The 22,972-nt window shown below is 73.3% G+C and carries 22 protein-coding genes; 13 read left to right on the top strand and 9 right to left on the bottom strand.

Annotated elements, in window-relative coordinates; all coding sequences use genetic code 11:
- The first annotated feature begins 5 nt into the window (after window positions 1-5).
- On the top strand, window positions 6-512 hold the full coding sequence (locus AB0C87_RS03030; RefSeq protein WP_345176931.1) for an Lrp/AsnC family transcriptional regulator: 507 nt from the start codon (window positions 6-8) through the stop codon (window positions 510-512).
- Between the two features lie 73 nt (window positions 513-585).
- Here AB0C87_RS03030 and greA read toward each other — a convergent pair whose 3' ends face one another.
- Complete coding sequence (gene greA, locus AB0C87_RS03025; RefSeq protein ID WP_179843970.1) at window positions 586-1,086, bottom strand: transcription elongation factor GreA; 501 nt, start codon at window positions 1,084-1,086, stop codon at window positions 586-588.
- A 195-nt stretch (window positions 1,087-1,281) separates the two neighbouring features.
- A complete protein-coding gene (locus AB0C87_RS03020; RefSeq protein ID WP_345176933.1) occupies window positions 1,282-1,665 on the bottom strand; it encodes a DUF4307 domain-containing protein in 384 nt (127 codons plus the stop codon).
- A 201-nt stretch (window positions 1,666-1,866) separates the two neighbouring features.
- Between AB0C87_RS03020 and mca the strand changes: the two genes are divergently transcribed.
- From mca to AB0C87_RS03005, 3 genes are read left to right on the top strand one after another with little or no spacing between them, the layout of a single operon-like run.
- On the top strand, window positions 1,867-2,730 hold the full coding sequence (mca, locus tag AB0C87_RS03015) for a mycothiol conjugate amidase Mca (protein ID WP_345177229.1): 864 nt from the start codon (window positions 1,867-1,869) through the stop codon (window positions 2,728-2,730).
- A complete protein-coding gene (locus tag AB0C87_RS03010; protein ID WP_345176935.1) occupies window positions 2,730-2,987 on the top strand; it encodes a hypothetical protein in 258 nt (85 codons plus the stop codon). The genes mca and AB0C87_RS03010 overlap by 1 nt, the downstream gene beginning before the upstream one ends.
- A gap of 50 nt (window positions 2,988-3,037) precedes the next feature.
- Window positions 3,038-3,601, top strand: a complete 564-nt coding sequence (locus AB0C87_RS03005) for a tetratricopeptide repeat protein (protein WP_345176938.1) — start codon at window positions 3,038-3,040, stop codon at window positions 3,599-3,601.
- An 11-nt stretch (window positions 3,602-3,612) separates the two neighbouring features.
- Here AB0C87_RS03005 and AB0C87_RS03000 read toward each other — a convergent pair whose 3' ends face one another.
- A complete protein-coding gene (locus AB0C87_RS03000) occupies window positions 3,613-4,089 on the bottom strand; it encodes a pyridoxamine 5'-phosphate oxidase family protein (RefSeq protein ID WP_345176939.1) in 477 nt (158 codons plus the stop codon).
- 79 nt (window positions 4,090-4,168) lie between these two features.
- Between AB0C87_RS03000 and AB0C87_RS02995 the strand changes: the two genes are divergently transcribed.
- The 4 genes from AB0C87_RS02995 (at window position 4,169) to AB0C87_RS02980 (ending at window position 9,902) form a co-directional block, all read left to right on the top strand.
- On the top strand, window positions 4,169-5,104 hold the full coding sequence (locus tag AB0C87_RS02995; RefSeq protein WP_345176941.1) for a ribonuclease Z: 936 nt from the start codon (window positions 4,169-4,171) through the stop codon (window positions 5,102-5,104).
- 24 nt (window positions 5,105-5,128) lie between these two features.
- Window positions 5,129-6,502, top strand: coding sequence for an NAD(P)/FAD-dependent oxidoreductase (locus tag AB0C87_RS02990; RefSeq protein ID WP_360576228.1), 1,374 nt, complete (start codon window positions 5,129-5,131; stop codon window positions 6,500-6,502).
- A 31-nt stretch (window positions 6,503-6,533) separates the two neighbouring features.
- Window positions 6,534-8,519 (top strand): thioredoxin domain-containing protein, encoded by a 1,986-nt coding sequence (locus AB0C87_RS02985; RefSeq protein ID WP_345176945.1) that lies wholly within the window; start codon window positions 6,534-6,536, stop codon window positions 8,517-8,519.
- Window positions 8,520-8,729: 210 nt separating this feature from the next.
- Window positions 8,730-9,902 (top strand): C40 family peptidase, encoded by a 1,173-nt coding sequence (locus AB0C87_RS02980; protein ID WP_360576226.1) that lies wholly within the window; start codon window positions 8,730-8,732, stop codon window positions 9,900-9,902.
- A 21-nt stretch (window positions 9,903-9,923) separates the two neighbouring features.
- Here AB0C87_RS02980 and AB0C87_RS02975 read toward each other — a convergent pair whose 3' ends face one another.
- Window positions 9,924-10,565 carry a TetR family transcriptional regulator gene (locus AB0C87_RS02975; protein ID WP_345176949.1) on the bottom strand — a complete coding sequence of 214 codons (642 nt, stop codon included), beginning with the start codon at window positions 10,563-10,565 and terminating at the stop codon, window positions 9,924-9,926.
- On the bottom strand, window positions 10,546-12,084 hold the full coding sequence (locus AB0C87_RS02970; RefSeq protein WP_345176950.1) for a DHA2 family efflux MFS transporter permease subunit: 1,539 nt from the start codon (window positions 12,082-12,084) through the stop codon (window positions 10,546-10,548). Before AB0C87_RS02970 ends, AB0C87_RS02975 begins: the two co-directional genes overlap by 20 nt.
- A 116-nt stretch (window positions 12,085-12,200) precedes the next feature.
- Here AB0C87_RS02970 and AB0C87_RS02965 point away from each other — a divergent pair, with 116 nt between their 5' ends.
- The 5 genes from AB0C87_RS02965 to AB0C87_RS02945 all read left to right on the top strand — a co-directional run bounded on the left by AB0C87_RS02965 (window position 12,201) and on the right by AB0C87_RS02945 (window position 17,300).
- The gene (locus AB0C87_RS02965; RefSeq protein ID WP_353834465.1) at window positions 12,201-12,722 is read left to right on the top strand and encodes a hypothetical protein; all 522 of its coding nucleotides are present in this window, start codon (window positions 12,201-12,203) and stop codon (window positions 12,720-12,722) included.
- 125 nt (window positions 12,723-12,847) lie between these two features.
- On the top strand, window positions 12,848-13,405 hold the full coding sequence (locus tag AB0C87_RS02960; protein ID WP_345176954.1) for a hypothetical protein: 558 nt from the start codon (window positions 12,848-12,850) through the stop codon (window positions 13,403-13,405).
- Between the two features lie 155 nt (window positions 13,406-13,560).
- Entirely contained in the window at window positions 13,561-14,385 is an 825-nt protein-coding gene (locus AB0C87_RS02955) for an isoprenyl transferase (RefSeq protein WP_345176956.1), read from the top strand.
- A gap of 78 nt (window positions 14,386-14,463) precedes the next feature.
- Window positions 14,464-15,879 (top strand): PhoH family protein, encoded by a 1,416-nt coding sequence (locus tag AB0C87_RS02950; protein ID WP_345176958.1) that lies wholly within the window; start codon window positions 14,464-14,466, stop codon window positions 15,877-15,879.
- A gap of 554 nt (window positions 15,880-16,433) precedes the next feature.
- Complete coding sequence (locus AB0C87_RS02945) at window positions 16,434-17,300, top strand: lytic transglycosylase domain-containing protein (protein WP_345176960.1); 867 nt, start codon at window positions 16,434-16,436, stop codon at window positions 17,298-17,300.
- A gap of 75 nt (window positions 17,301-17,375) precedes the next feature.
- Here the strand turns inward: AB0C87_RS02945 and AB0C87_RS02940 are convergent, their stop codons facing one another.
- The 4 genes from AB0C87_RS02940 to AB0C87_RS02925 form a co-directional block, all read right to left on the bottom strand.
- Window positions 17,376-18,776, bottom strand: coding sequence for a class II fumarate hydratase (locus AB0C87_RS02940; protein ID WP_345176963.1), 1,401 nt, complete (start codon window positions 18,774-18,776; stop codon window positions 17,376-17,378).
- A gap of 100 nt (window positions 18,777-18,876) precedes the next feature.
- Window positions 18,877-20,139 (bottom strand): serine/threonine-protein kinase, encoded by a 1,263-nt coding sequence (locus AB0C87_RS02935; protein WP_345176965.1) that lies wholly within the window; start codon window positions 20,137-20,139, stop codon window positions 18,877-18,879.
- Between the two features lie 151 nt (window positions 20,140-20,290).
- Entirely contained in the window at window positions 20,291-21,931 is a 1,641-nt protein-coding gene (locus AB0C87_RS02930; protein WP_360576223.1) for a fumarate hydratase, read from the bottom strand.
- 1 nt (window position 21,932) lies between these two features.
- Complete coding sequence (locus tag AB0C87_RS02925; protein ID WP_345176971.1) at window positions 21,933-22,874, bottom strand: DMT family transporter; 942 nt, start codon at window positions 22,872-22,874, stop codon at window positions 21,933-21,935.
- Window positions 22,875-22,972 lie beyond the last annotated feature (98 nt).

Genomic DNA, 22,972 nt, shown 5'->3' with positions numbered 1-22,972 from the left:
GTGCCGTGCCGATCGACGAACTGGACGGCCGGCTGATCGAGCTGTTCGCGGCCGAGCCCAGGGTCGGCGTCCTGGAGGCGTCCCGGCGGCTCGGGGTGGCGCGCGGCACCGTGCAGGCGCGGCTGGACCGGCTCGCGCGCGACGGCGTCATCGCCGGCCACGGCCCGGAGATCGACCCGGCCGCGCTCGGCTACGGGGTGACGGCCTTCGTGACGCTGCAGTTGCGGCAGGCGGGCGGCCACGACCCGGTGGCGGCCCGGCTCGCCCAGGTGCCCGAGGTGATCGAGGCCCACACCATCACCGGCCCCGGCGACATGCTGTGCCGCATCGTCGCCCGCAGCAACACCGACCTCCAGCGCGTCATCGACGTGATCGTGGACGTCGCCGGCGTGGAGCGCGCCTCCTCGGTGATCTCCCTCGCCACCCAGATCCCGTACCGCACCCTGCCCCTCGTCCGCGCGGTCTCCGGCCCCGCCCGGGCGGAGGCGCCCCGCGGACGCGCGCCCGGATAGGGGCGAACAAGCAACGACCGCCGGGCGGCATCCGCCCGGCGGTCTTCACCTCCGCAGTGTCGAGGGACGGCGGCTACGCGCCGCCGTAGGGGGTGGCGTCGAGGACCTCCACGGTCATCGATCGGCCGTTGGGGAGGTTGTAGGTGGCCTTCTCGCCGACCTTCTTGCCGTCGATGGCGGCACCGAGCGGCGACTTCGGGGAGTAGACGTCGATGGGGGCGCCGACCTCCTCGCGGGAGGCGAGCAGGAAGGTCACCTCCTCGTCGTCGCCCTCGAACGAGACCGTGACGGTCATGCCGGGCCCGACGACGCCCTCCGTGCGGGGGGCCTCGCCGACGCGGGCGTTCTCCAGGATGCCCTGGAGCTGGAGGATCCGGCCCTCGATCTTGCCCTGCTCCTCCTTGGCCGCGTGGTAGCCGCCGTTCTCGCGCAGGTCGCCCTCCTCCCGCGCCGCCTCGATCTTCTGAGCGATCTCGATGCGGCCCGGGCCCGACAGGTGGTCCAGCTCAGCCTTGAGCCGGTCGTACGCCTCCTGGGTGAGCCAGGTGACGTTGTCAGCGCGGGTCTCGGTCACGGGTACTCCTCATCCACATGGTGCGATCTCACCCGCCCCCGCGGGCGGGCGTCACATCGACATGAAGTGCGGCTGGGTGAAACCTCTAGCCTATCCGGTGTGTGCGGGTAAAGGTTCCCTGAACACGGCGTCCGCAATCCGCCAAACCGTGTTCCGTCACTCACCGGGCGTATCGGTCGGCCGGTGGCGGCAGGGTCAGACCTTGCGGCAGTCGCGGATCCTGGCCCCGGTGGCCCGCCGCGGCGTCTGCAGCGTCTCGGCCCCCTTCACACTGGACGTCCCGGGCGGGACGGACACCTCCTTCTGCGCGAGCACCGCGAAGTCGGTGTCGTAGGCGTCCACCGTGCAGCGCACGTCGTCGTCCTTCCCCTTGGCCACCGTGTAGTTGATCTCGACCGACGTGTCGGTGATGTCGTAGGTGACGGTCTGCGGGACGATCCCCGGCGTCTGCCCCGTGTGCGCCGCGAGGATGCCGAAGCCGGCCGCCATCACCGCCGCGAGGAGGCCGACGGCGGCCAGGCCGAGGCGGCTCCGCCGGGACTCGGCCGGAGCCGCTGGTTTCGACACGCTCGTCGTCATGGCGGGAATCCTCGTGCGGGGTTTCGGTGTTGTCAGGGACAATTCATTCTCGTCTGTCATGGCGCGTGCCTCGAACCGGGGGCCGCTCAACAGTCCGGAGAGGGAGACCCCCAAGTGTCCGAGGTCATCGACGGTACGTCCGGCGTCTTCGACGGCGCGGCGCTCGAACGGCCGTGCGGCGGCGACGAGCCCCTGCGTCTCATGGCGGTGCACGCGCACCCCGACGACGAGTCCAGCAAGGGCGCGGCCACGATGGCGCGCTACGTGGCCGACGGCGTCGAGGTACTCGTCGTCACCTGCACCGGCGGCGAGCGCGGCGACATCCTGAACCCCGCGATGGACCGCCCCGAGGTCAAGGCCGACATCGGCAAGGTCCGCGAGGCGGAGATGGCGCGGGCCCGCGAGATCCTCGGCGTCGACCAGCGCTGGCTCGGGTTCGTCGACTCCGGCTTCCCCGAGGGCGACCCGCTGCCGCCGCTGCCGGAGGGCTGCTTCGCACTGGAGCCGCTGGAGACCGCCGCCGAGCCGCTGGTGCGCGCGGTCCGCGAGTTCCGCCCGCACGTGATGCTCACCTACGACGAGAAGGGCGGCTACCCCCACCCCGACCACGTGAAGTGCCACGAGGTGTCGGTGGAGGCGTTCGAGGCCGCGGGCGACCCGGAGCGCTACCCGGGCACGGGCGACCCCTGGCAGCCGCTGAAGCTCTACTACCACATGACCTTCAGCAAGGACCGCATCCTCACCCTGCACGCCGCCATGGAGAAGGCCGGCCTCGAGTCGCCCTACGGCGACTGGCTGAAGCGCTTCGAGGAGGAGGGCGAGGAGCGCGCCCGGTGGGAGGTCACCACGCGGGTGCCCTGCGCCGACCACTTCGAGACCCGTGACCAGGCCCTGCTCGCCCACGCCACCCAGATCGACCCGAACGGGTTCTGGTTCGTCGTCCCGCTGGACGTCCAGCGCGAGGCATGGCCGACCGAGGACTACCATTTGGCCAGGTCCCTGGTCGACACGGAACTGCCGGAGGACGACCTGTTCGCCGGCATCCGGGAGAAGGTGTGTCTGTGATGGCTGCCGTCCACGCCCTGCCGCTGAACGCCATGCCGCTGAACGACGACACGGTCAGCCCCGGCATGCTCGGCTTCGTGGTGTTCCTGCTCCTGCTGGCCGCGACGGTCCTGCTGATCCGGTCGATGGGCAAGCAGATGAAGAAGATCCAGGCGCCCCGCGAGGCCGACCTGAGGCAGCAGGAGTGGGAGCGCGCGGAGGCGGCCAAGGCGGCGAGGGCCGGCACGGCGGCCAAGGCCTCCGACGACGACGCCTGACCCGCCCCGGCGCCGGTTGGGCGCCGCCTCCTCCGGGGAGGATCTTCGACGTGCGCGCGAACCCCGATGACTCCTACCGCGACCTCCCGTCCGCGGAGCTGCGCCGCGCCCTCGACCGCCATCTCGCCGGAACGGCCTCCGGCGAGGGGGAGGTGGAGGCCGAGGGCCTGGCCCTGCTGGAGGGGGAACGCTGGGCGGAGGCCGCCGAGACGCTGGAGGAGGCCCTGCGCCGCGCCGAGCGGGGCGGCGACCTCCACGCGGTGCTGGCGGCGCGCCACGACCTCGCCCGGGCGCTGATCGGCGGCGGCGACCTCGACCGCGCGATCGGGCTGCTCGGCCCGCTGCCGGACGAGTTCGCCGCCCTGCCGGAGCCGGACGAGCACGCCCGTGCCCGCGCGCTGGAGAGCCTCGGCGAGGCCTACCTGCGCGCGAACCGTCCCGTCGCGGCCCTGAACTTCTTCGGCCAGGCCCTGGAGATCCTGCGCAGGCTGGACGCGGTCCGCGGGCAGGCCGCGATGTTCGTCCACATCGCCGACGCCGCCCGCCTGCGCGGCGACGACGCGGCCGAGCGCGCCGCCCTCGACCGCGCCGCGGAGCTGATCCGCCCGACCTGATCCGCCCGGGCCTACACCTTGCGGTGGTCCCAGCTCACGACCCGGTCGGGCTCCATGACGATGAGGACCCGCTTGGCCAGCGCCTGCTCGATGCCCTCGGCGATGACCGGGTCGACCGGCTCGCCCATCGCCGGGACGGGCAGCCCCGCCATCCGGGAGCCGACGACCATGCCGACCTTGGACCGCGGCTCGGGGTCCTCGACGACCAGGCCCCGCCCGTAGAGGGCGACGCCGCGCAGCTCGTTGTACTCCACGCCGTCCTCGACCAGGCACGTCATGACCGGGTTGCGGCGCAGGTTGATCACTTTCTGCGAGGACTTGTACGTGGTGAAGGCGATCCTGCCCTCGTACAGCGTGTAGAACATCGTCACCAGGTGGGGCTCGCCGTCCTTGCCGACGGTCGCGACCTGCACCTTGAAGTTGGCGGCCAGGTAGGCGGCCACCTCCTCGGGCGTCATCTTGATCTTGTCGCGCTTGCTCCCGGCCAACGGGCCCTCCTCGGGTCGTCTGCATCGCGCACAGAATAACCAAGCGCTTGCCCGGCCCCTCGACCGGCACCATGGGTGCATGTCCGTTCGCGATCTCACCGTCCTCGGCTCCGCCAGCGCGGTGCCCACCCGGTCCCGCAACCACAACGGCTACCTGCTGCGCTGGGACGGGCACGGCGTCCTGTTCGACCCTGGGGAGGGCACGCAGCGGCAGATGACGCACGCCGGGCTCTCCGCGAATGACGTGACCTGGATCTGCGTGACGCACTTCCACGGCGACCACTGCCTCGGGGTGCCGGGGATCGTCCAGCGCATCGCCCGCGACGGCGTCGCGCACCCGGTGAACGCGGCGTTCCCGGCGAGCGGCAGGCCCTACTGGGAGCGGCTGCGGCACGCGGCCGCGTTCCGCGACACCGACGTCATCCGCGAGCGGCCGGTGTCCGGCGAGCGGACGGAACTCGACACCGGCGACGCCCCGTTCAGCCTGGTCGCACGGCGGCTGTCCCACCCCGTCGAGGCGTACGGGTACCGGCTGGAGGAGCCCGACGGCGTGACGATGCTGCCGGACGAGCTCGCCGCGCGCGGCGTCAGGGGGCCGCTGATCCGCCGCCTCCAGGAGGAGGGCCGCGTCACCACGCCCGCCGGCCGGACGGTCGCGCTGGCCGAGTGCAGCGTGACCAGGCCCGGGCAGAAGGTCGCGTTCGTCATGGACACCCGGCTCTGCGACGGCGTCCGCGAGCTGGCCGCCGGGGTGGACATGCTCGTCATCGAGTCCACCTTCCTGGGCGAGGACGCGGCCCTGGCCGCCGAGTACGGGCACCTCACCGCCGCCCAGGCGGGCGCGGTGGCGGCGGAGGCGGGCGTGGGGCGGCTCGTCCTGACCCACTTCTCCGAGCGCTACCCCGCCGCCGACGAGCACCGCTTCACGGACGAGGCGTCCGCCGCGTTCGGCGGCGACATCACCCTCGTCCACGATCTGGACCGGATCCCGCTGCCACCGCGCCGTCTGACCTGACGGGAAGGTGGGCAGGACCAGGGCATGGCTGACGAAGTCGATGTCGTGGTGATCGGTCTCGGCCCCGGGGGCGAGGACGCGGCGGGCAGGCTCGCCGAGGCGGGCCTGTCGGTCGTCGGCGTCGAGTCGCGGCTGGTCGGAGGGGAGTGCCCCTTCTACGCCTGCGTCCCCACCAAGATGATGGTGCGCGCCGCCGGGCTGGTCGCCGAGGCCGGGCGCGTCCCCGGCATGGCGGGCGAGGCGTCCGTCCGGCCCGACTGGGGGCCGGTGGCCGCCCGGATCCGCGACGAGGCGACCCACGGGTGGGACGACACGGCCGCCGCCGACCGCCTCACCGGCAAGGGCGTGCGGCTGGTGCGCGGCCAGGGCCGCATCACCGGCCCCCGCGAGGTGACCGTGGGCGACCAGGTCTTCGCCGCCCGGCGCGGCATCGTGCTCAACACCGGAACCTCGCCCACGGCCCCGCCCGTCGACGGCCTCGCCGGCACGCCGTACTGGACGAACCGTGAGGCCGTCCAGGCGACGGAGGTCCCCGAGTCGCTGCTGGTCCTCGGCGGCGGCGTGGTCGGCGTCGAGACGGCCCAGGTCTTCTCCCGCTTCGACTGCCGCGTCACGGTCGTCGAGGCGGCCGACCGCCTCCTCGTCAACGACGAGCCGGAGTCGGGCGCTCTGCTGCGCGAGGTCTTCGAACGCGAGGGCATCGGCGTGCGCACCGGCGTGGACGTCACCCGCGTCACCCACGACGGGTCCGAGTTCACGATGCACCTCGGCGGCGAGACGCTCATCGCCGACCGCCTCCTCGTCGCGACCGGGCGCCGCCCCAACCTCCGGGGGCTCGGCCTCGGCGCCGTCGGCCTGGACGAGAACGCCCGCCGGATCGCCGTGGACGGCCACATGCGCGCGGCCGACGGCGTGTGGGCGATCGGCGACATCACCGGCATGGGCGCGTTCACGCACGTCTCGATGTACCAGGCGGCCGTGGCGGTCCGGGACGTCCTCAGGGAGGAGGGGCCGCCCGCCGCCTACCGCGCCGTGCCGCGCGTCACCTTCACCGACCCTGAGATCGCGTCCGTCGGCCTCACCGAGGCCCAGGCCCGCGACCAGAACCTTCCGGTCCGCACGGCCGTCGTGCCGATCGCCGAGTCGACCCGCGGCTGGATCCACAAGGCCGGCAACGACGGCTTCGTCAAGCTGGTCGAGGACGTCGAGTGGGGCACCCTGGTCGGCGCCACCGCCGCGGGGCCGTCGGGCGGGGAGGTGCTCGGCCTCCTGGCCCTCGCCGTCCACACCGAGACCCCCACCGCCTCCCTCCGCGAGATGATCTACGCGTATCCCACCTTCCACCGCACCGTCGAGTCCGCCCTCGCCGATCTCGCCGCGCAGGCGCGGGGGGAGTGAGGCGGCGGCCGGATCGGGCAGGATCGGGGGCATGAACCGGCTCAAGGACGCGACCAGCCCGTACCTGCTCCAGCACGCCGGCAATCCGGTGGAGTGGTGGGAGTGGACCGGGGAGGCGTTCGCCGAGGCGCGGCGGCGCGACGTCCCCGTCCTGCTCTCCGTCGGATACGCCGCCTGCCACTGGTGCCACGTCATGGCGCACGAGTCCTTCGAGGACGGCGAGACGGCGCGGGCGATGAACGAGCTGTTCGTGAACATCAAGGTCGACCGGGAGGAGCGCCCGGACATCGACGCCGTCTACATGGAGGCGACGCAGGCCATGACGGGCCAGGGCGGCTGGCCGATGACGGTGTTCATGACCCCGGAGGGGCATCCGTTCTACTGCGGGACGTACTTCCCGCGGGCGCAGTTCCGGGCGCTGCTCCAGGCCGTCCACAAGGCGTGGACGGAGCAGCGCGACGACGTCGCCCAGCAGGGCCAGCAGGTCGTGGAGGCGCTGACCTCGCGCGGTTCGGGCCTCGCCGGGACGGAGGCGCCCGGCGACGGGGTGCTCGCGCATGCGGTGAAGGTGCTCGCGGGCTCCTACGACGCGGTGCGCGGCGGGTTCGGCGGCGCCCCGAAGTTCCCGCCGTCGATGGCGCTGGAGTTCCTGCTGCGCCACCACGCGCGCACGGGCGACGACGAGTCGCTGGCGATGGCGTCCCGCACGCTGGAGGCGATGGCCCGCGGCGGGATGTACGACCAGCTCGGCGGCGGGTTCGCGCGGTACTCGGTGGACGAGCGGTGGATCGTGCCGCACTTCGAGAAGATGCTCTACGACAACGCTCTGCTGGCCCGCGTCTACGCGCACTGGTGGCGGCTGACGGGGACGCCCTTCGCGCGGCGGGTCGCGCTGGAGACCTGCGACTGGATGCTGCGCGACCTGCGCACGGACCAGGGCGGACTCGCCTCGGCGCTGGACGCCGACAGCGAGGGCGTCGAGGGCAGGTACTACGTGTGGACGCCCGAGCAGCTGCGGGAGGTCCTCGGCGACGAGGACGGCGCGTTCGCGGAGACCCTGTTCGAGGTGACGGGGACGTTCGAGCACGGCACCTCCGTCCTCCAGCTTCTGAGCGATCCCGAGGACGTCGAGCGGTACGAGCGCGTGCGCACCGCGCTGCTCACGGCCCGCGCGCGGCGGATCCCGCCGGCGCGGGACGACAAGGTGGTGGCGGCGTGGAACGGGCTCGCCGTCGCGGCGCTGGCGGAGTGCGGCGCGCTGTTCGATCGGCCGGACCTGGTCCGGGCGGCCGAGGAGGTCGCGCGCCTGCTGGTGGAGGTCCATCTGCGGGACGGCCGGCTGGCGCGCACGTCCAAGGACGGGACGGCGGGCGCGAACACCGGCGTCCTGGAGGACTACGGCGACGTGGCCGAGGGCCTGCTCGCCCTGCACGCCGTCACCGGCGACCCGCGCCACGTGCGGCTGGCCGGTGAGCTGCTGAACACCGTCCTCGAACGGTTCGCCGACGGGTCCGGCGGCTTCTACGACACGGCCGACGACGCCGAGCGCCTGTTCCGGCGCCCGCAGGACCCGACCGACAACGCGACGCCGTCGGGGCAGTTCGCGGCGGCGGGGGCGCTGCTGTCGTTCGCCGCGCTGACCGGGTCGGACTGGCACCGGCAGGCGGCGCAGGACGCGCTGGCGCCCGCCGGGGCGCTGGCGGACAAGCACGCGCGGTTCGCGGGCTGGGGCCTCGCCGTGGCCGAGGCCCTCGCCACCGGTCCGGTCGAGATCGCGGTGATCGGCGATCCCGACGACGCGCGCACCCGCGCGCTGCACCGGACGGCCCTCATGGCGGTCGCCCCGGGCGCGGTGGTCAGCGCCGGCCCGCCGGGCGCCGAGGGCGTGCCTCTCCTGGAGGGGCGGGGCCTGGTGGACGGGGAGCCCGCGGCGTACGTCTGCCGGGGGTTCGTCTGCCGGCTGCCCGTGACGACCCAGGCCGAGCTGAACCGCGAACTGCGTGGGCAATTGGACTGAGGGTCCACTTTATGGCAACGTGACCTTGATCTCAGCTGCCCGGGCTGTTACTACTGAGTAACTGGGGCGTTCCTGACCCAACGGGGTGGAGCGGCCGAGGGTGTCATCAGGCCCCCCGGGTATCTGGACGATGGCCGACCTTCTGGGTCATAGTCGTGTCCGGTGCACGGTCAGGAGCCGGCGCAGGGCGACCATCGAGGGAGCGTGGCAGTGGGAAAGCCGAACCGCCGGGTGCTACCGACGATCATCGGCGTCTCCGTGCTGACGACGCTCGCCGCCAACACCGCCGTCCTCGTCGCGCGCGACGACGGCGCGGCGGACCCGCCGCGCGGCGAGCAGCGCGCCCGCTTCGTGGCCGCGTCCGGCAGCACCGGCCTGTCGCCCACGGCGGTCGCGCCGCTCGGCAAGCGGCTCGTCCCGCACGTCCTGGTGGCGGCGCCGACCACCCTTCCGGCCGACCTCGTCCAGAAGGTCCGCGGCGCCAAGGGCGTGAAGGGCGTCGAGGTCGTCGACGCCGTGCAGGGCATGGTCGCGGGCAAGCGCGTGGGGCTGATGGGCGTCAATCCGTCCACGTTCCGCAATTACACGCCGAAGCCGACCGCCAAGTCGGACGCGCTCTGGCGCAACGTCGCCTCCGGCGACGTCGCCATCTCCTTCACGATGGGCAGCGACGGCGGGGTCGAGCTCGGCAGTCAGGTGCCCGTCGGCGGCAAGCAGCACCAGTCGCAACTGCGGGTGGGCGCGTACGCGACGATGGGCGTCAGCGACGTCGACGCGGTCGTCTCGCACGCCACCGCGCAGGCCCTCGGACTGCCGACCGGCAACGCGATGCTGGTCAGCGTCCCGAAGACGGCGCCGAAGGCGTTCATCACGAAGCTGCGCAAGGCGCTGCCGAAGGGCGCCAAGGCCGTCGCGGTCAACCCGGAGATCGACTTCCCGAAGTCCGGGAACGTGCCGGCCGCCGACGGCCAGGTCATGACGGCCGGCCAGGTCCGGACGGTGATCAAGGCGGCCTACACCCGGCTCGGCTGGCCGTACGTGTGGGGCGGCGAGTCCGAGGCCGAGGGCGGGTACGACTGCTCCGGCCTGATGCAGTACGCGTTCGCCAGGGCGGGCATCCGGCTCCCGCGCGTCGCCGCCGACCAGGCCCGCGCCGGCTGGGTCGTCCCCTACAGCAAGGCCGAGCCGGGCGACATGCTCATCTGGGCCAACGACCCGACCGCGCCCGGCTACATCTCGCACATCGCCCTCTACCTGGGCCAGGGCAAGATGCTGGCGGCCCCGCGGACGGGCACGGTGGTGCAGATCCAGAACGTCTACACCCGCAACATGCGCGGCGCCGTCCGCGTCAGCCCGAAGAGGGCCGCCGCGCTGGCGCGCTGACCCGCCCGTCGCGGGCGCCGGTCACAGCGGGCAGCCGCGGGCCAGGAACTCCAGGTTGCGGTCGACGAGCCCGGGAAGCTCCTCGGTCGTCGCGCGCCCTTCCATCCACTGGTACATGGCCGCCTGGAGCACGCCGAGGACGGCCCAGGAGAACGTCTGCACGTCCGGGTCGTCGGGGCGCCGCCCGGTCCGGTGGCCGACGACGTCGGTCAGCATGGCGAACGTGCCCTCGCGCAGCGCCTCGAACGTGCGGGCGCGCAGCGCCGGGACCTGGGCGGTGAGCCGCAGCCGGGCGTTGACCACGTCCAGGTCGGTCTCGTACATCACGGGGAGCATCTCGCGGAGCGTGGCGCGCAGCGCCTCGATGGGGGACAGCCCGGCCGGCTGGCCCCGCATGACCTCCGCCATGATCGGGTCGTACTCGTCGGTTACGACCACGTCCTCCTTGGTGGGGAAGTAGCGGAAGAACGTGCTCGGCGAGATCTCGGCCGCCGCCGCGATCTGCTCCACGGTCGTCTCGTCGTAGCCCCGCTCGCCGAACAGGCGGAGGGCGTGGTCCTGGATCGCCCGGCGGGTCCGCAGCTTCTTGCGCTCCCGCAGCGGCATCCGGGAGAGCCGGTCCTCCAGCCGGTCGACGGCGTGCTCACGGGACGGCGTGCTCATGCCCCGATTCTCGTGCATCGGCGGAGGGGGCCGCATCCGCCCGGGCCCGGCCGGGCTGGAAGAAGAACAGGAGCAGGGCGGCCGCGACCGCGGCGGCGGCGCACGCGGCGAACACCGCGTCCATGCCGTGGACGTAGGCGCCGCGGGCCGAGGCGAGCAGGCCGGCGTCGCCCAGCCGTCCGGCGACGGCGACGGCGCCGCCGATGGAGTCGCGCGCCGCGCCCGCCGCCTCGGGCGGCAGCCCGCCGGTGGCCACGCGGTCCCGGTAGAGCGCCGACAGCAGGCTGCCGAGGCCCGCGACGCCGAGCGTCCCGGCCGTCTGGCGCAGCGTCTGGACGAGGCCGGAGCCCCGTCCGGCCCGTGCGGCGGGCAGGGCGGTGAGGACCGCGTCCATCGCCGGGACGAGGGTCAGGCCGCAGCCGAGGCCGAGGACGAGCAGCCACGGGACGGTCGCGGAGTAGGCGTCGCCCGGCCCGGTGAGCGCGCCCCACCCGAAGCCGGCCGCGAGCACGAGCAGTCCGGTGACGAGGATCGGCTTGTGCCCGGCGCGGTGCGCGACCCGGTCGGTGACGATCCCGCCGGCGAGCAGGCCGAGCAGCATCGGCGTCAGCCGCAGCCCCGTGCCGAACACGTCGTTGCCCTGGACGGCCTCCAGGTACTGCGGGAGGACGAACAGCGCCCCCGCCATCATCAGGTTCGCGGCGACGGCGGCGACCACCGCCCAGGTGAAGCGGGGGTCGCGGAACAGCGCCATGTCCATCATGGGCGCGGCGGCGCGCCGCTCCCACAGGACGAACCCGGCCAGCAGGACGGCCGCGACCGCGAACGACGCCAGCACCACCGCGTCGCCCCAGCCCCGCACCGGGGCCTCGATGACCCCGTACACGAGCGCGACGACGCCGGCCGCCGACAGCAGTGAGCCGGCGCCGTCGATCCGCGGCGCGGACGGGTCCCGCGTCTCGGGCAGCAGCAGCGCCACCGCGACGCCGCCGACGAGCACGAGCGGCACGTTGACGAGGAAGACCGACCCCCACCAGAAGTTCTCCAGGAGCCAGCCGCCGAGCAGCGGGCCGAGCGGCAGCCCGAGCGCCATCGCCGACGACCAGACCGCGACGGCGCGGGTGCGCTCCTCCGGCGGGAAGATCGCGGGCAGCATCGACATGGACAGCGGCGTCACGATCGCCGCGCCGAGTCCCATGAACGCCCGGGCCGCGACGACGCCGCCGGAGCCGTCCGCGAACGCCCCGGCGAGCGAGGCGGCGCCGAAGACGGCGAGGCCGGCCACCAGCAGCCACTTGCGGCCGAACCGGTCGCCGAGCAGCCCGGCCGGGAGCAGCAGCGCGCCGAACACCAGCAGGTAGGAGTCCACGATCCACTGCAGCGCGCTGGTGCCCGCGTGCAGCTCCTCCGACAGCGTGGTCAGCGCGACGTTGAGGATCGTCATGTCGAACCCGAGCGCCAGCATGCTCAGCGCCAGGGCGCCCAGCCCGAGCCAGCGCCGCGTGTGCCCCACGGTCATGACCGCCACCTCCGATTGACTGTCATTCTAAAATGAAAGTAACTATCAAATGGTGGTGGTTGTCAATCGGTGCGGAGGCTGGCGCATCTCCCGAGGGGGGATGTAATTTTGATTACATGAATACGAGTGAAGCGGTGGAGCAGCTCCGCGGCTGGTTCACCGGACGGCTCCCCGAGGAGTGGTTCGAGGGCGCGCCCGAGGTCGTCGTCGACCGCGAGGAGGTCGCGGTCGTCGGCACGCTGCCCCTCCCCGCCGCGGCGGCCGAGGCGGCCGGCGCCGAGCGCGCGGGCGTCGTCGCCGGGCACGTCCAGCGCTTCCGCGACGACACCCGCGACCGGCGGATCGCCATCGCCCGGGAGGCCGAGCAGCGCTTCGGCCGCAAGGTCTCCTGGGGCGTGGAGTGCGACGGCGAGCGGGAGATGTTCACCACCCTGTCGGTGCCGGTGATGACGCGGCTGCGGCAGCCCGAGCGCCGCGTCCTCGACACGCTCGTGGACGCCGGGGTCGCCCGCAGCCGCAGCGACGCGCTCGCCTGGTGCGTCCGGCTCGTCGGCAAGAACACCGACGAGTGGCTGTCGGAGCTGCGCAGCGCCCTGCAGCACGTCGAGCGCGCCCGCGCCGCGGGCCCGCAGGCCTGACCGCGAGGGCGGGCGGGGCCGGGCCGGCCATTACCCGATCCGAATGATCACTAGGTGTGATCATGGTGCCGACCTCCTCTACTGTGCCTGGGTAGCGGGCCGGACGGGGGCGGGAGGTGCACGGGATGCTGGGGCTGCGCTGCCTGGACGGGTCCGCGCTCGCGGTGGTCCCGATCGCCTCGCTCGACCGCGGCGGCACCCCGTTCGAGGTCACGCTCGAACTGTGGCGGGACGGCGACTCGTTCGGGGCGGTGGGGGAGCGGTGCGGCTACTTCCTGGCCGGGCTCGCCGCCCGGGTCGCCGCCGCACGGGCCGACGGGTCCCCGCAGGCGGCGCGCTGGCCCGACCCCGACGACCGCTTCCCCGACCCCGTCCCCGGCGACACCGCCCGCGAGCCCGAGCTGTTCGCGTTCCGCTACCGCGACCGCGGTGACGTGATCAGCACCGGCGAGCTGCGGTGCTCCCTGCGCACGTCATCGATGTGGGTCGGCCGCCAGCAGTCCGCGGCGGGACGGTGGCGGGTCGCGCGGCGCGCCGTGATCGAGGCGTGGGGCGCGGGCGGCCGCGGCGTGCGCGCCGTCCTCACGTCGGCCGAACTGGCGCGTTTTCTCTCCGACCTGCTCGCCGAGGCGGACCGGGCCAGAGCAGGCCATCCGCCCCGCCTGACGCCTCCCGCGCGTTAGCCTGGCCTCACGGGGACGGTGGGAGAAGTGTCGCCGTCGGGCCATAATTGAGCGACTTTCCGCCAGGGTCGGTCGCTCGAAGGGAAGCCCATATGCGGGTTCGGCGTACGGGAGAGCCGCGCACCAGGAGGACGCGCGGCGCGCGAAGGGACGGCGTGCGCCGGCGCCCCTCCGAGGGAGGGCGGCTGGTCTCGGCCCTCCGCCGCAGCGGCCCGTACGCGGCCGTCCGCGACGCCGTCTACCGGATGTACGAGCGGCGCGTCGAGGCCGATCTGCCCACCGACGTCACCCCCCGGCACGTCGGCGTGATCCTCGACGGCAACCGGCGTTGGGCCAGGTCGATGGGGCTGGCCGACGTCAACTCCGGGCACCAGCGCGGCGCCCAGAAGATCTCCGAGCTGCTCCAGTGGAGCGCCGAGGCGGGGGTCGAGCACGTCACGCTGTGGCTGCTGTCGACCGACAACCTCAACCGGCCCGCCGACCAGCTCGAACCGCTGCTGGCGATCATCGAGAACACCGTCCGCAAGCTCGCCGCCGACGGCTGGCACGTCAAGCCCGTCGGCGCCCTCGACCTGCTGCCCGATAAGACGGCCCGCGTCCTGAAAGATGCGGGAGAGGCCACATCGAGCGCACCCGGCCTGATTGTGAACGTCGCGGTTGGGTATGGAGGTAGGCGTGAGATCGCTGATGCGGTGCGCTCTCTGCTCATCGAGCAGGCGAGTCGTGGCACCAGCATCGAGGAACTCGCCGAGGTCCTCGACGTGGAGCACATCGCGGAGCATCTCTACACGCGCGGCCAGCCGGATCCGGACCTGGTCATCCGCACCTCGGGGGAGCAGCGTCTCTCCGGTTTCATGCTCTGGCAGAGCGCCCACTCGGAGTTCTACTTCTGCGAGGTCCATTGGCCGGACTTCCGCAAGGTGGACTTCCTGCGGGCCATCCGCTCCTATGCCGCGCGGCACCGGCGCTACGGTACCTGACCGTCCACTGAGGACCACCGCCCCTGCGCGGGCGGACCTGCGCGCCACCGGCAGTTCCCCCATATCCAGGGAGATCGAGTGGCCACAACCTCCGCGCGCCGTCCCGGCACGTCCGCCGGGATCCCGTCCGGGACCTCTGTTCCGGAGACCTCTGGAGACCGCGGGGGCGCCGCTCCCGGCAGGGAACCGGACCGGCGCACGTACGTCCTCGACACCAGCGTGCTGCTCGCCGATCCGGGAGCGATGACGCGGTTCGCCGAGCACGAGGTCGTACTCCCCATCGTCGTCATCTCCGAACTGGAGGCCAAGCGGCACCACCCCGAGCTCGGCTACTTCGCCCGGCAGGCGCTGCGCACGCTGGACGACCTGCGCCTGCGGCACGGCCGGCTGGACGAGCCCGTCTCGGTCGAGGGGGCGCTCGGCGACCAGGGCGGAACGCTCCGCGTCGAGCTGAACCACGCCGACCCGAGCGTCCTGCCGGACGGGTTCCGGCTCGGCGACAACGACACCCGGATCCTGTCGGTGGCCGCCTGGCTGGCCCGTGAGGGACGCGACGTCGTGCTGGTCTCCAAGGACCTGCCGATGCGCGTGAAGGCGTCCGCGGTGGGGCTCGCCGCCGAGGAGTACCGCGCGGAGCTGGCCGTCGTGGAGTCCGGCTGGACCGGGATGCGCGAGCTGGAGGTCACCGCCGGGGCCGTCGAGGAGCTGTACGAGTCGGGGAGCGCCGATCTGGAGGAGGCGCGGGACCTGCCCTGCCACACGGGGCTGCGGCTGCTGTCCGAGCGCGGATCGGCCCTCGGCCGCGTCCAGCCGGACAAGTCGGTGCGGCTGGTGCGCGGCGACCGCGAGGTGTTCGGGCTGCGCGGCCGGTCCGCCGAGCAGCGGATCGCGCTGGACCTGCTGATGGACGAGGACGTCGGCATCGTCTCGCTCGGCGGGCGGGCCGGCACCGGCAAGTCGGCGCTCGCCCTCTGCGCGGGGCTGGAGGCCGTGCTGGAGCGGCGGCGGCACCGCAAGGTCGTGGTGTTCCGCCCCCTGTACGCGGTCGGCGGCCAGGAGCTCGGATACCTGCCGGGCTCGGAGGGCGAGAAGATGTCGCCGTGGGCGCAGGCGGTCTACGACACCCTCTCGGCGGTGACGACGCCGGAGGTCGTGGACGAGGTGGTGGACCGTGACATGTTGGAGGTCCTGCCGCTCACCCACATCCGGGGCCGGTCGCTGCACGACGCGTTCGTGATCGTGGACGAGGCGCAGTCGCTGGAGCGCGGCGTGCTGCTCACCGTCCTGTCGCGGATCGGCGCGGGGTCGCGGGTGGTGCTGACCCACGACGTGGCGCAGCGCGACAACCTGCGCGTCGGCAGGCACGACGGCGTCGCGGCCGTGGTGGAGCGCCTGAAGGGCCACCCGCTGTTCGCGCACGTGACGCTGACCAGGTCGGAGCGCTCGCCGATCGCGGCGCTCGTGACCGACATGCTCGGCGACGTCGGGGTCTGACCCGGACGAGAGAGGACCCCGGCGGACCGGTGACGGCCGCCGGGGTCCTCGCGTCTCAGAACGCCGTGGACATTCCTACGGAGGGTGATCATTAAACCCCGCACGGTAGGAATGTGGTGAAGGTCACACTCTCTCCGATGTGAGGGGAGAACCGCAGGTCCGTCCGTGTTTTCGGTACTTGCCGGGCGGGGTTGACAATCGTCCTGTCGGCCGCATTCGTCTCGTTTTGGTTGCGAAGCAGCCCTCGGCCTGGGGCATTGTGTCTCCCCGTAAGCACCCCCAGAGCGGTGCCGGCCCGGAGCGCGCCCCCCTATCGACGCGCGCTGCGGGCGGGGCGCCGTCCCGGGTCCGAGGCCGCCGGAGCAACCGGCGGCAGTCCCGGACCGGGGTGGAAAACAGTTCGTGCGCGTGTCCATGCGCGTGCGACCGTCGGAAGGACCGCCTTGTTCGGAGACCGTTCCGGGTCCCCTAGGCGAGACGATCGACAGAGCTCCGGCCCGGCGCAGCCGCCCGGCCCCTCCCCCGAGGGGCCCGAGGCGCCGCACGAGGACGACGTGCGCGTCGCCGGCACCGGGCCCCGTGCGGGCGTCCCCGCGGGGGACACGCTCGGACTCCAGCCCCTCCAGGAGCCGCCGCGCACCGGCGTCTCCGCCGGCGGCCCCGCCGACGAGATCTCCTCCGGGCCGGGCGGACCCCGCCGGGCCGGTCGCAAGGGCGGATCCGGCGCCCGCAAGGGCGGTCCCGCCGGGCGCAAGGAGGCCTCCGGCGGGCGCAACGGCGTGCGGATCGCGGTGGTCGCCGCGGGCGCCGCCGTCCTGCTCGGCGGCGGTGCGGTCGCCGCGTTCGCGCTGACCGGCGGCTCCGGCGACGAGGGCCCCCAGACCGTCGAGCCCACCCGGCAGCTCGCCGACGCCGCCGTGCCGAAGATCGATCCGAAGGTGCTGGAGCAGCAGCGCAAGAAGCTGGCGCTGGAGCGGGCCTCCCGCGCGACGCGCCAGGACGGGGGCAAGAAGGGCCCGTCCCTGCTCCCCAAGGGCAAGCCGATCCCGACCAAGACGCCGGAGCCGAAGAAGACCGGCGGCAGCGGCGGCGGCCCGACGGGCGACCCGGTCCCCGCAGGCGAGGCGCAGGCGATCGCCAAGCGGCTGATGCCGAGCTACGGCTTCACCGGCAGCGGCCAGTTCGGCTGCCTGGTCAACCTGTGGAACAAGGAGAGCCACTGGAACGTCCACGCGTCCAACCCCTCCTCGGGCGCGTACGGAGTTCCGCAGGCCCTTCCCGGCGACAAGATGGCCAGCGCGGGACCCGACTGGCGGAACAACCCCACCACCCAGATCAAGTGGGGGCTCGGCTACATCAAGAACCGCTACGGCACGCCGTGCGGCGCGTGGTCGCACTCGCAGTCCGTCGGCTGGTACTGATCCGCCCCGGCGCGTCCCGGCCGCCCTGCGCGGCGCCTGGGACGCGCGGGGCGTCCGGGGCGGGCGCCGCCCGCCTCAGCGGCGGGCCGCGCCGGTCATCCGCAGCACGTCGAGCGCCTCGTCCAGCTGCTCGACGGTCAGTCTGCCCGCCTCGACGTGGCCGCGCTCCAGCACGACCTCGCGGATCGTCCGGCGCTCCCGGAGCGCCTGCTTGGCGACCTTCGCGGCCTCCTCGTACCCGAGGTAGCGGTTCAGCGGCGTCACGATCGACGGTGAGGACTCGGCGTACTCGCGCATCCGCTCCTCGTCGGCCTCGACGCCGTCCACGCAGCGGTCGGCCAGCAGCCGGGACGCGTTCGCCAGCAGGGTGATCGACTCCAGCACGTTGCGGGCCAGCATCGGCAGCATCACGTTCAGCTCGAAGCTGCCGGACGCGCCGCCGAACGCCACCGCCGCGTCGTTGCCGATGACCTGCGCGGCGACCTGCGCCACCGCCTCGGGGATCACCGGGTTCACCTTCCCCGGCATGATCGACGAGCCCGGCTGCAGGTCGGGCAGCCGGATCTCGGCGAGCCCGGCGCGCGGCCCCGACCCCATCCAGCGCAGATCGTTGGCGATCTTGGTGAGGCTCACCGCGATCGTGCGCAGCGCGCCGCTGGCCTCCACCAGGCCGTCGCGCGCGCCCTGCGCCTCGAAGTGGTCGCGGGCCTCGGTGAGCGGCAGTCCGGTGGCCCGGGCGAGCTCGGCGACGGTGCGGGCGGCGAAGCCCTCGGGGGTGTTGATGCCGGTGCCGACGGCCGTCCCGCCGAGCGGGAGCTCCGCCAGCCGCGGCAGCACGGCCTCCAGCCGCTCCACGCCGTGCCCGGCCTGCGCGGCGTACCCCCCGAACTCCTGCCCGAGCGTCACCGGCGTCGCGTCCATCAGGTGGGTGCGGCCGGACTTGACGACGGTCGCGAACTCCTCGGCCTTGCGGGCGAGCGCGGCCTCCAGATGCCGCAGCGCGGGGATCAGCTCGTTCACGACGGCCCCGGTGGCCGCGACGTGGATGGACGAGGGGAACACGTCGTTGGACGACTGGGAGGCGTTCACGTGGTCGTTGGGATGGACGGGGCGGCCGAGCCGCTCCTGCGCCAGCGTCGCCACGACCTCGTTGGCGTTCATGTTGGACGACGTCCCCGAGCCGGTCTGGAACACGTCGATCGGGAACTGGTCGTCCCACCGCCCGGCGGCGACCTCGCGGGCGGCCTCGGCGATGGCGCCGGCGAGGTCCTCGTCGAGGACGCCCAGCTCGGCGTTGACGACCGCCGCGGCGGCCTTGATCTGGCCGAGCGCGGCGATGTGCGCGGCCTCCAGCGTCCGTCCGGAGATCGGGAAGTTCTCCACCGCGCGCTGCGTCTGGGCCCGCCACTTGGCCGCGGCCGGAACCCGGACCTCGCCCATCGAGTCGTGCTCGACCCGGAACTCCTGCTCGCCCATGGAACGCCTCCCCGCTCGACTTCGGCGGCCGCCGCCGTCGGCCGCCGCCTGAAAGGGGCAGCCCCGTCAGTGGGTCACGCATTCCCGCGTGAGGCGCGGATCACTCCTTGTTCAGCGTGTAGTTCTGCCGCTCGCCCGGCCTGCCCGCCGGCTTCTGCCGCCCGTTCACCCAGACGTCGCACGCGGACGCGTCGTAGACGACCGCGTTGATGCGCGGCTGGTCGTACCGGCGCGCCTCGCCCATGCGCAGCGTCTCGTCGCTGAGCACCGTCATCGCGGCCCCCGGGACCGACACGAAGATCTTGCAGGAGTCGGTGCGGGCCCGGACGACGAGCGTGCTGGTCGCGGCGCCGGGCGGCGCGGCGGCCTGGGTCGTGCTCGCCGGGGTGGACGCGCCGGCGGTGGGGGAGGGGCCGGGGCTCTCCCGCATCATGCCGACGATGAGGGCGGTGGCGCCGATGCCGCAGGAGGCGACGGTCGCGCCGATGAGCCCGATCACGACCATCAGCCGGTAGCGGGGGGTCGGCGCGCGGCGCCCCGAGCGCGGGCCCGCCATGGCCCGTTCGAGCCGGTCGACCGCGCGGGCGTGGCTGAGCCGCCGGGTGGGGTTCTTCTCCAGCAGCCCGGTGATGACGGGCGCGAGCGCGCCGGCGTTCTGCGGGGCGGGGGTCGACTCGTTGGCCAGCGCCGACAGCGTCGCCATGACGTTCTCGCGCTCGAACGGCGGGCGGCCCTCCAGCGCCGCGTACAGCGTCGCGCCGAGCGACCACAGGTCGGACCGCGGGGTCGCCTTCTCCCCGGCGGCGACCTCGGGCGCCACGTACGCGGGCGACCCCATGAAGTGGCCCGTCGCGGTGAGGCTCGCCGAACCCGAGGAGAACGCGAGCCCGAAGTCGGTGAGGACGACGCGGTCGCCGTCCAGGAGCACGTTGCTCGGCTTCAGGTCGCGGTGCACGATCCCGGCCTTGTGCGCGGTGTTGAGGGCGTCCAGCAGGGCGCGGCCGATGTGCCCGACGCGCTCGGGCGGCAGCGGGCCCGAGCGCTCGATGAGCTGTTCGAGGCTGGGCGCCTCGATCATCTCCATCACGATCCAGGGACGGCCCTGCTCGATGACCACGTCGTAGACCTCGACGATGGAGTGCGTGCGCAGCTGCGCGGGCGCGCGCGCCTCCCGGAGGGTACGGCGGTAGAAGAGCACCCGGTCGTCCTCGGCGAGGTTGTCGGGGATCCGCAGTTCCTTGATCGCGACAGCGCGGTCGAGGAGCTCGTCGTGCCCCCTCCACACCGTGCCGTTGGCGCCCTGACCTATCTCCGAGACCAGCCGGTAGCGCGTCGCTAGCACGAGGCGCTCTGACTGTGACATGGCGGAAAAGATACCGGAGTGGCCAGCCGGTCATCGGGGAGACTTCATCACCAACGCGAATTTTGGCCCAATACTGTGACCTTGCGACAAGAAACCGCGGGGGACCGCCTCCCGGCGGCCCCGGGCGGGGGCCGCCGGCCGCCGCCGGAGGTCAGCGCCTGCCGATGCTGAGGACGGGTCCGGTGGTGTCGGCGAAGAAGTCCTCGCCCTTGTCGTCCACCACGATGAAGGCCGGGAAGTCCTCGACCTCGATCTTCCAGACGGCCTCCATGCCGAGCTCCGGGTACTCCAGGACCTCGACCTTCTTGATGCAGTCCTGCGCGAGCCGCGCCGCCGGGCCGCCGATCGAGCCGAGGTAGAAGCCGCCGTGCTCCTTGCAGGCGTCGGTGACCTGCTTGGACCGGTTGCCCTTGGCCAGCATGACCAGCGAGCCGCCCGCGGCCTGGAACTGCTCGACGTAGGAGTCCATCCGGCCGGCCGTGGTCGGGCCGAACGAGCCCGACGCGTAGCCCTCGGGCGTCTTGGCCGGGCCCGCGTAGTAGACGGCGTGGTCGCGCAGGTACTGCGGCATCGGCTCGCCCGCGTCCAGCCGCTCCTTGATCTTGGCGTGCGCGATGTCGCGCGCCACGACGAGCGGGCCGGTCAGCGACAGCCGCGTCCGGACCGGGTACCGGGTCAGCTCGGCGCGGATCTCCGCCATCGGGCGGTTGAGATCGATGGCGACGACGTCGTCGTCCAGGTGCTCGCCGGTGGTGTCGGGCAGGTACTGGGCGGGGTCGGTCTCCAGCCGCTCCAGGAACACGCCCTCCGCGGTGATCTTGGCGAGGGCCTGCCGGTCGGCGCTGCACGAGACGGCGATCGCGACCGGGCAGGACGCGCCGTGCCGCGGCAGCCGGATCACCCGCACGTCGTGGCAGAAGTACTTGCCGCCGAACTGCGCCCCGATCCCGAGCTTCTGCGTCAGCTCGAACACCTGGAGCTCCAGCTCCAGGTCGCGGAACCCGTGCCCGAGCGGCGAGCCCTCGGTGGGCATCGCGTCCAGGTAGTGGGCCGAGGCGTACTTGGCGGTCTTCAGCGCGTACTCGGCGGACGTGCCGCCCACGACGATCGCCAGGTGGTACGGCGGGCACGCGGCCGTGCCGAGCGAGCGGATCTTCTCCTCCAGGAAGGACATCATCCGCTTGGGGTTCAGGACGGCCTTGGTCTCCTGGAAGAGGAACGACTTGTTGGCGCTGCCGCCGCCCTTGGCCATGAACAGGAACTTGTAGGCGTCGCCGGGCGTCGCGTACAGCTCGATCTGCGCGGGCAGGTTGGAGCCGGTGTTCTTCTCGTCCCACATCGTCACGGGCGCCATCTGCGAGTAGCGCAGGTTCAGCTTCGTGTAGGCGTCGTACACCCCGCGCGAGATGTGCCTCTCGTCGTCGCCGTCCGTCAGGACGTGCTGGCCGCGCTTGCCCATGACGATCGCGGTGCCGGTGTCCTGGCACATCGGCAGGACGCCCCCGGACGCGATGCCCGCGTTCTTCAGCAGGTCCAGCGCGACGAACCGGTCGTTGGGGGACGCCTCGGGGTCGTCCAGGATCCGGCGGAGCTGCGCCAGGTGCGCCGGACGCAGCAGGTGGGCGATGTCGCGCATGGCCGTCTCGGTGAGCAGCCGCAGGGCCTCCGGCTCGACCTGCAGGAACGTCCGCCCGTTCGCTTCGAACGTCGAGACCCCGTCGGAGGTCAGGAGCCGGTAGTCGGTCTCGTCCGGGCCGAGCGGAAGCAGGTCGGTGTAGGAGAAGTCAGGCATCTCAGGCAGATCCTCGCGCGATTCCGATGGGGGCCGCCTCACAGGTTACGGGCTCGGCGGGCGCGGGCCCACGGGGGGCGACCCGGGCGCGCAGGCCCACCACGACGCCCGCGGCGACCAGGACGGCGCCCGCCAGATCGGCCGGTCCCGGCCGGTCGAGGCCGAGCGCGACGGTCGTGACCACCGCGCTGATCGGGATCAGGCCCGCGCACAGCCCGGCGCGGTCGGCCCCGAGCCGCCCGATCGCGTCGTACCAGAGCAGGAACGCGATCGTGGTGACGACGATCGACAGGTAGGCGAAGCCGGCCAGCTCGCCGGCCGTCGGGACGCGCAGCAGCGCCGTCCCGTCCGCGACCAGGCCGGCCGCCAGCAGCATCGGGACGGCCAGCGCGGCGGAGTAGGCGGAGACCCGCAGCGGTCCGAGGCGCGGCAGCAGCGGCACGGCCAGCAGCGAGAAGCCCACCTCGCCGCCGAGGGCGCCGAGCGAGAGCAGCAGCCCGCGGACGCCACCGCCCCCGAAGCCGTTCGCGAGCGCGGCCCCCGCCGCCACCACGCAGGCCGCCGCGATGATCGCCGGGGCGGGGCGGCGGCCGTCCAGCAGCGGCCCGACCACCGCCAGCACGATCGGGACCGTCGCGATCACCGTGCCGACGGTGGCCGGGCTGGTGTCCCGGGTGGCCAGCACGATGCAGACGTTGAACGCCACCAGTCCGGTCCCCGCCAGGGCCGTCAGCAGCAGCCAGTCGCGGGCGGAGGGGCGGCGGGCGGGCCCTCCGGCGAGGCGCGCCACGGCGAGCAGGACCAGCGCGGCCGCGGCGTACCGGACCGCCTGGCCGCCGAAGACGGGATAGCCGGAGATGGTCGCCGAGACGGCCGTCAGCGTGCCGACGAGGGACATCGCGGCCCCGGCCCCCGCCATGCCGCGCCTGTGGGAGGTGTTCATGGACCGAACGCTAGGGCGCGGTTGGTCCATGGGACAGAGCCAATCAATCCCCCCGAACGCGGACCAATACCCTCTCCGTGACGTCCACACCGCCCCTT

It is taken from the genome of Actinomadura sp. NPDC048021 (genome assembly GCF_040653135.1).
GTDB classification, from domain to species: Bacteria; Actinomycetota; Actinomycetes; order Streptosporangiales; family Streptosporangiaceae; genus Spirillospora; species Spirillospora verrucosospora.
The sequence above is the reverse complement of the archived record's forward strand: the minus strand, read 5'-3'. Positions and strand labels throughout refer to the sequence as shown.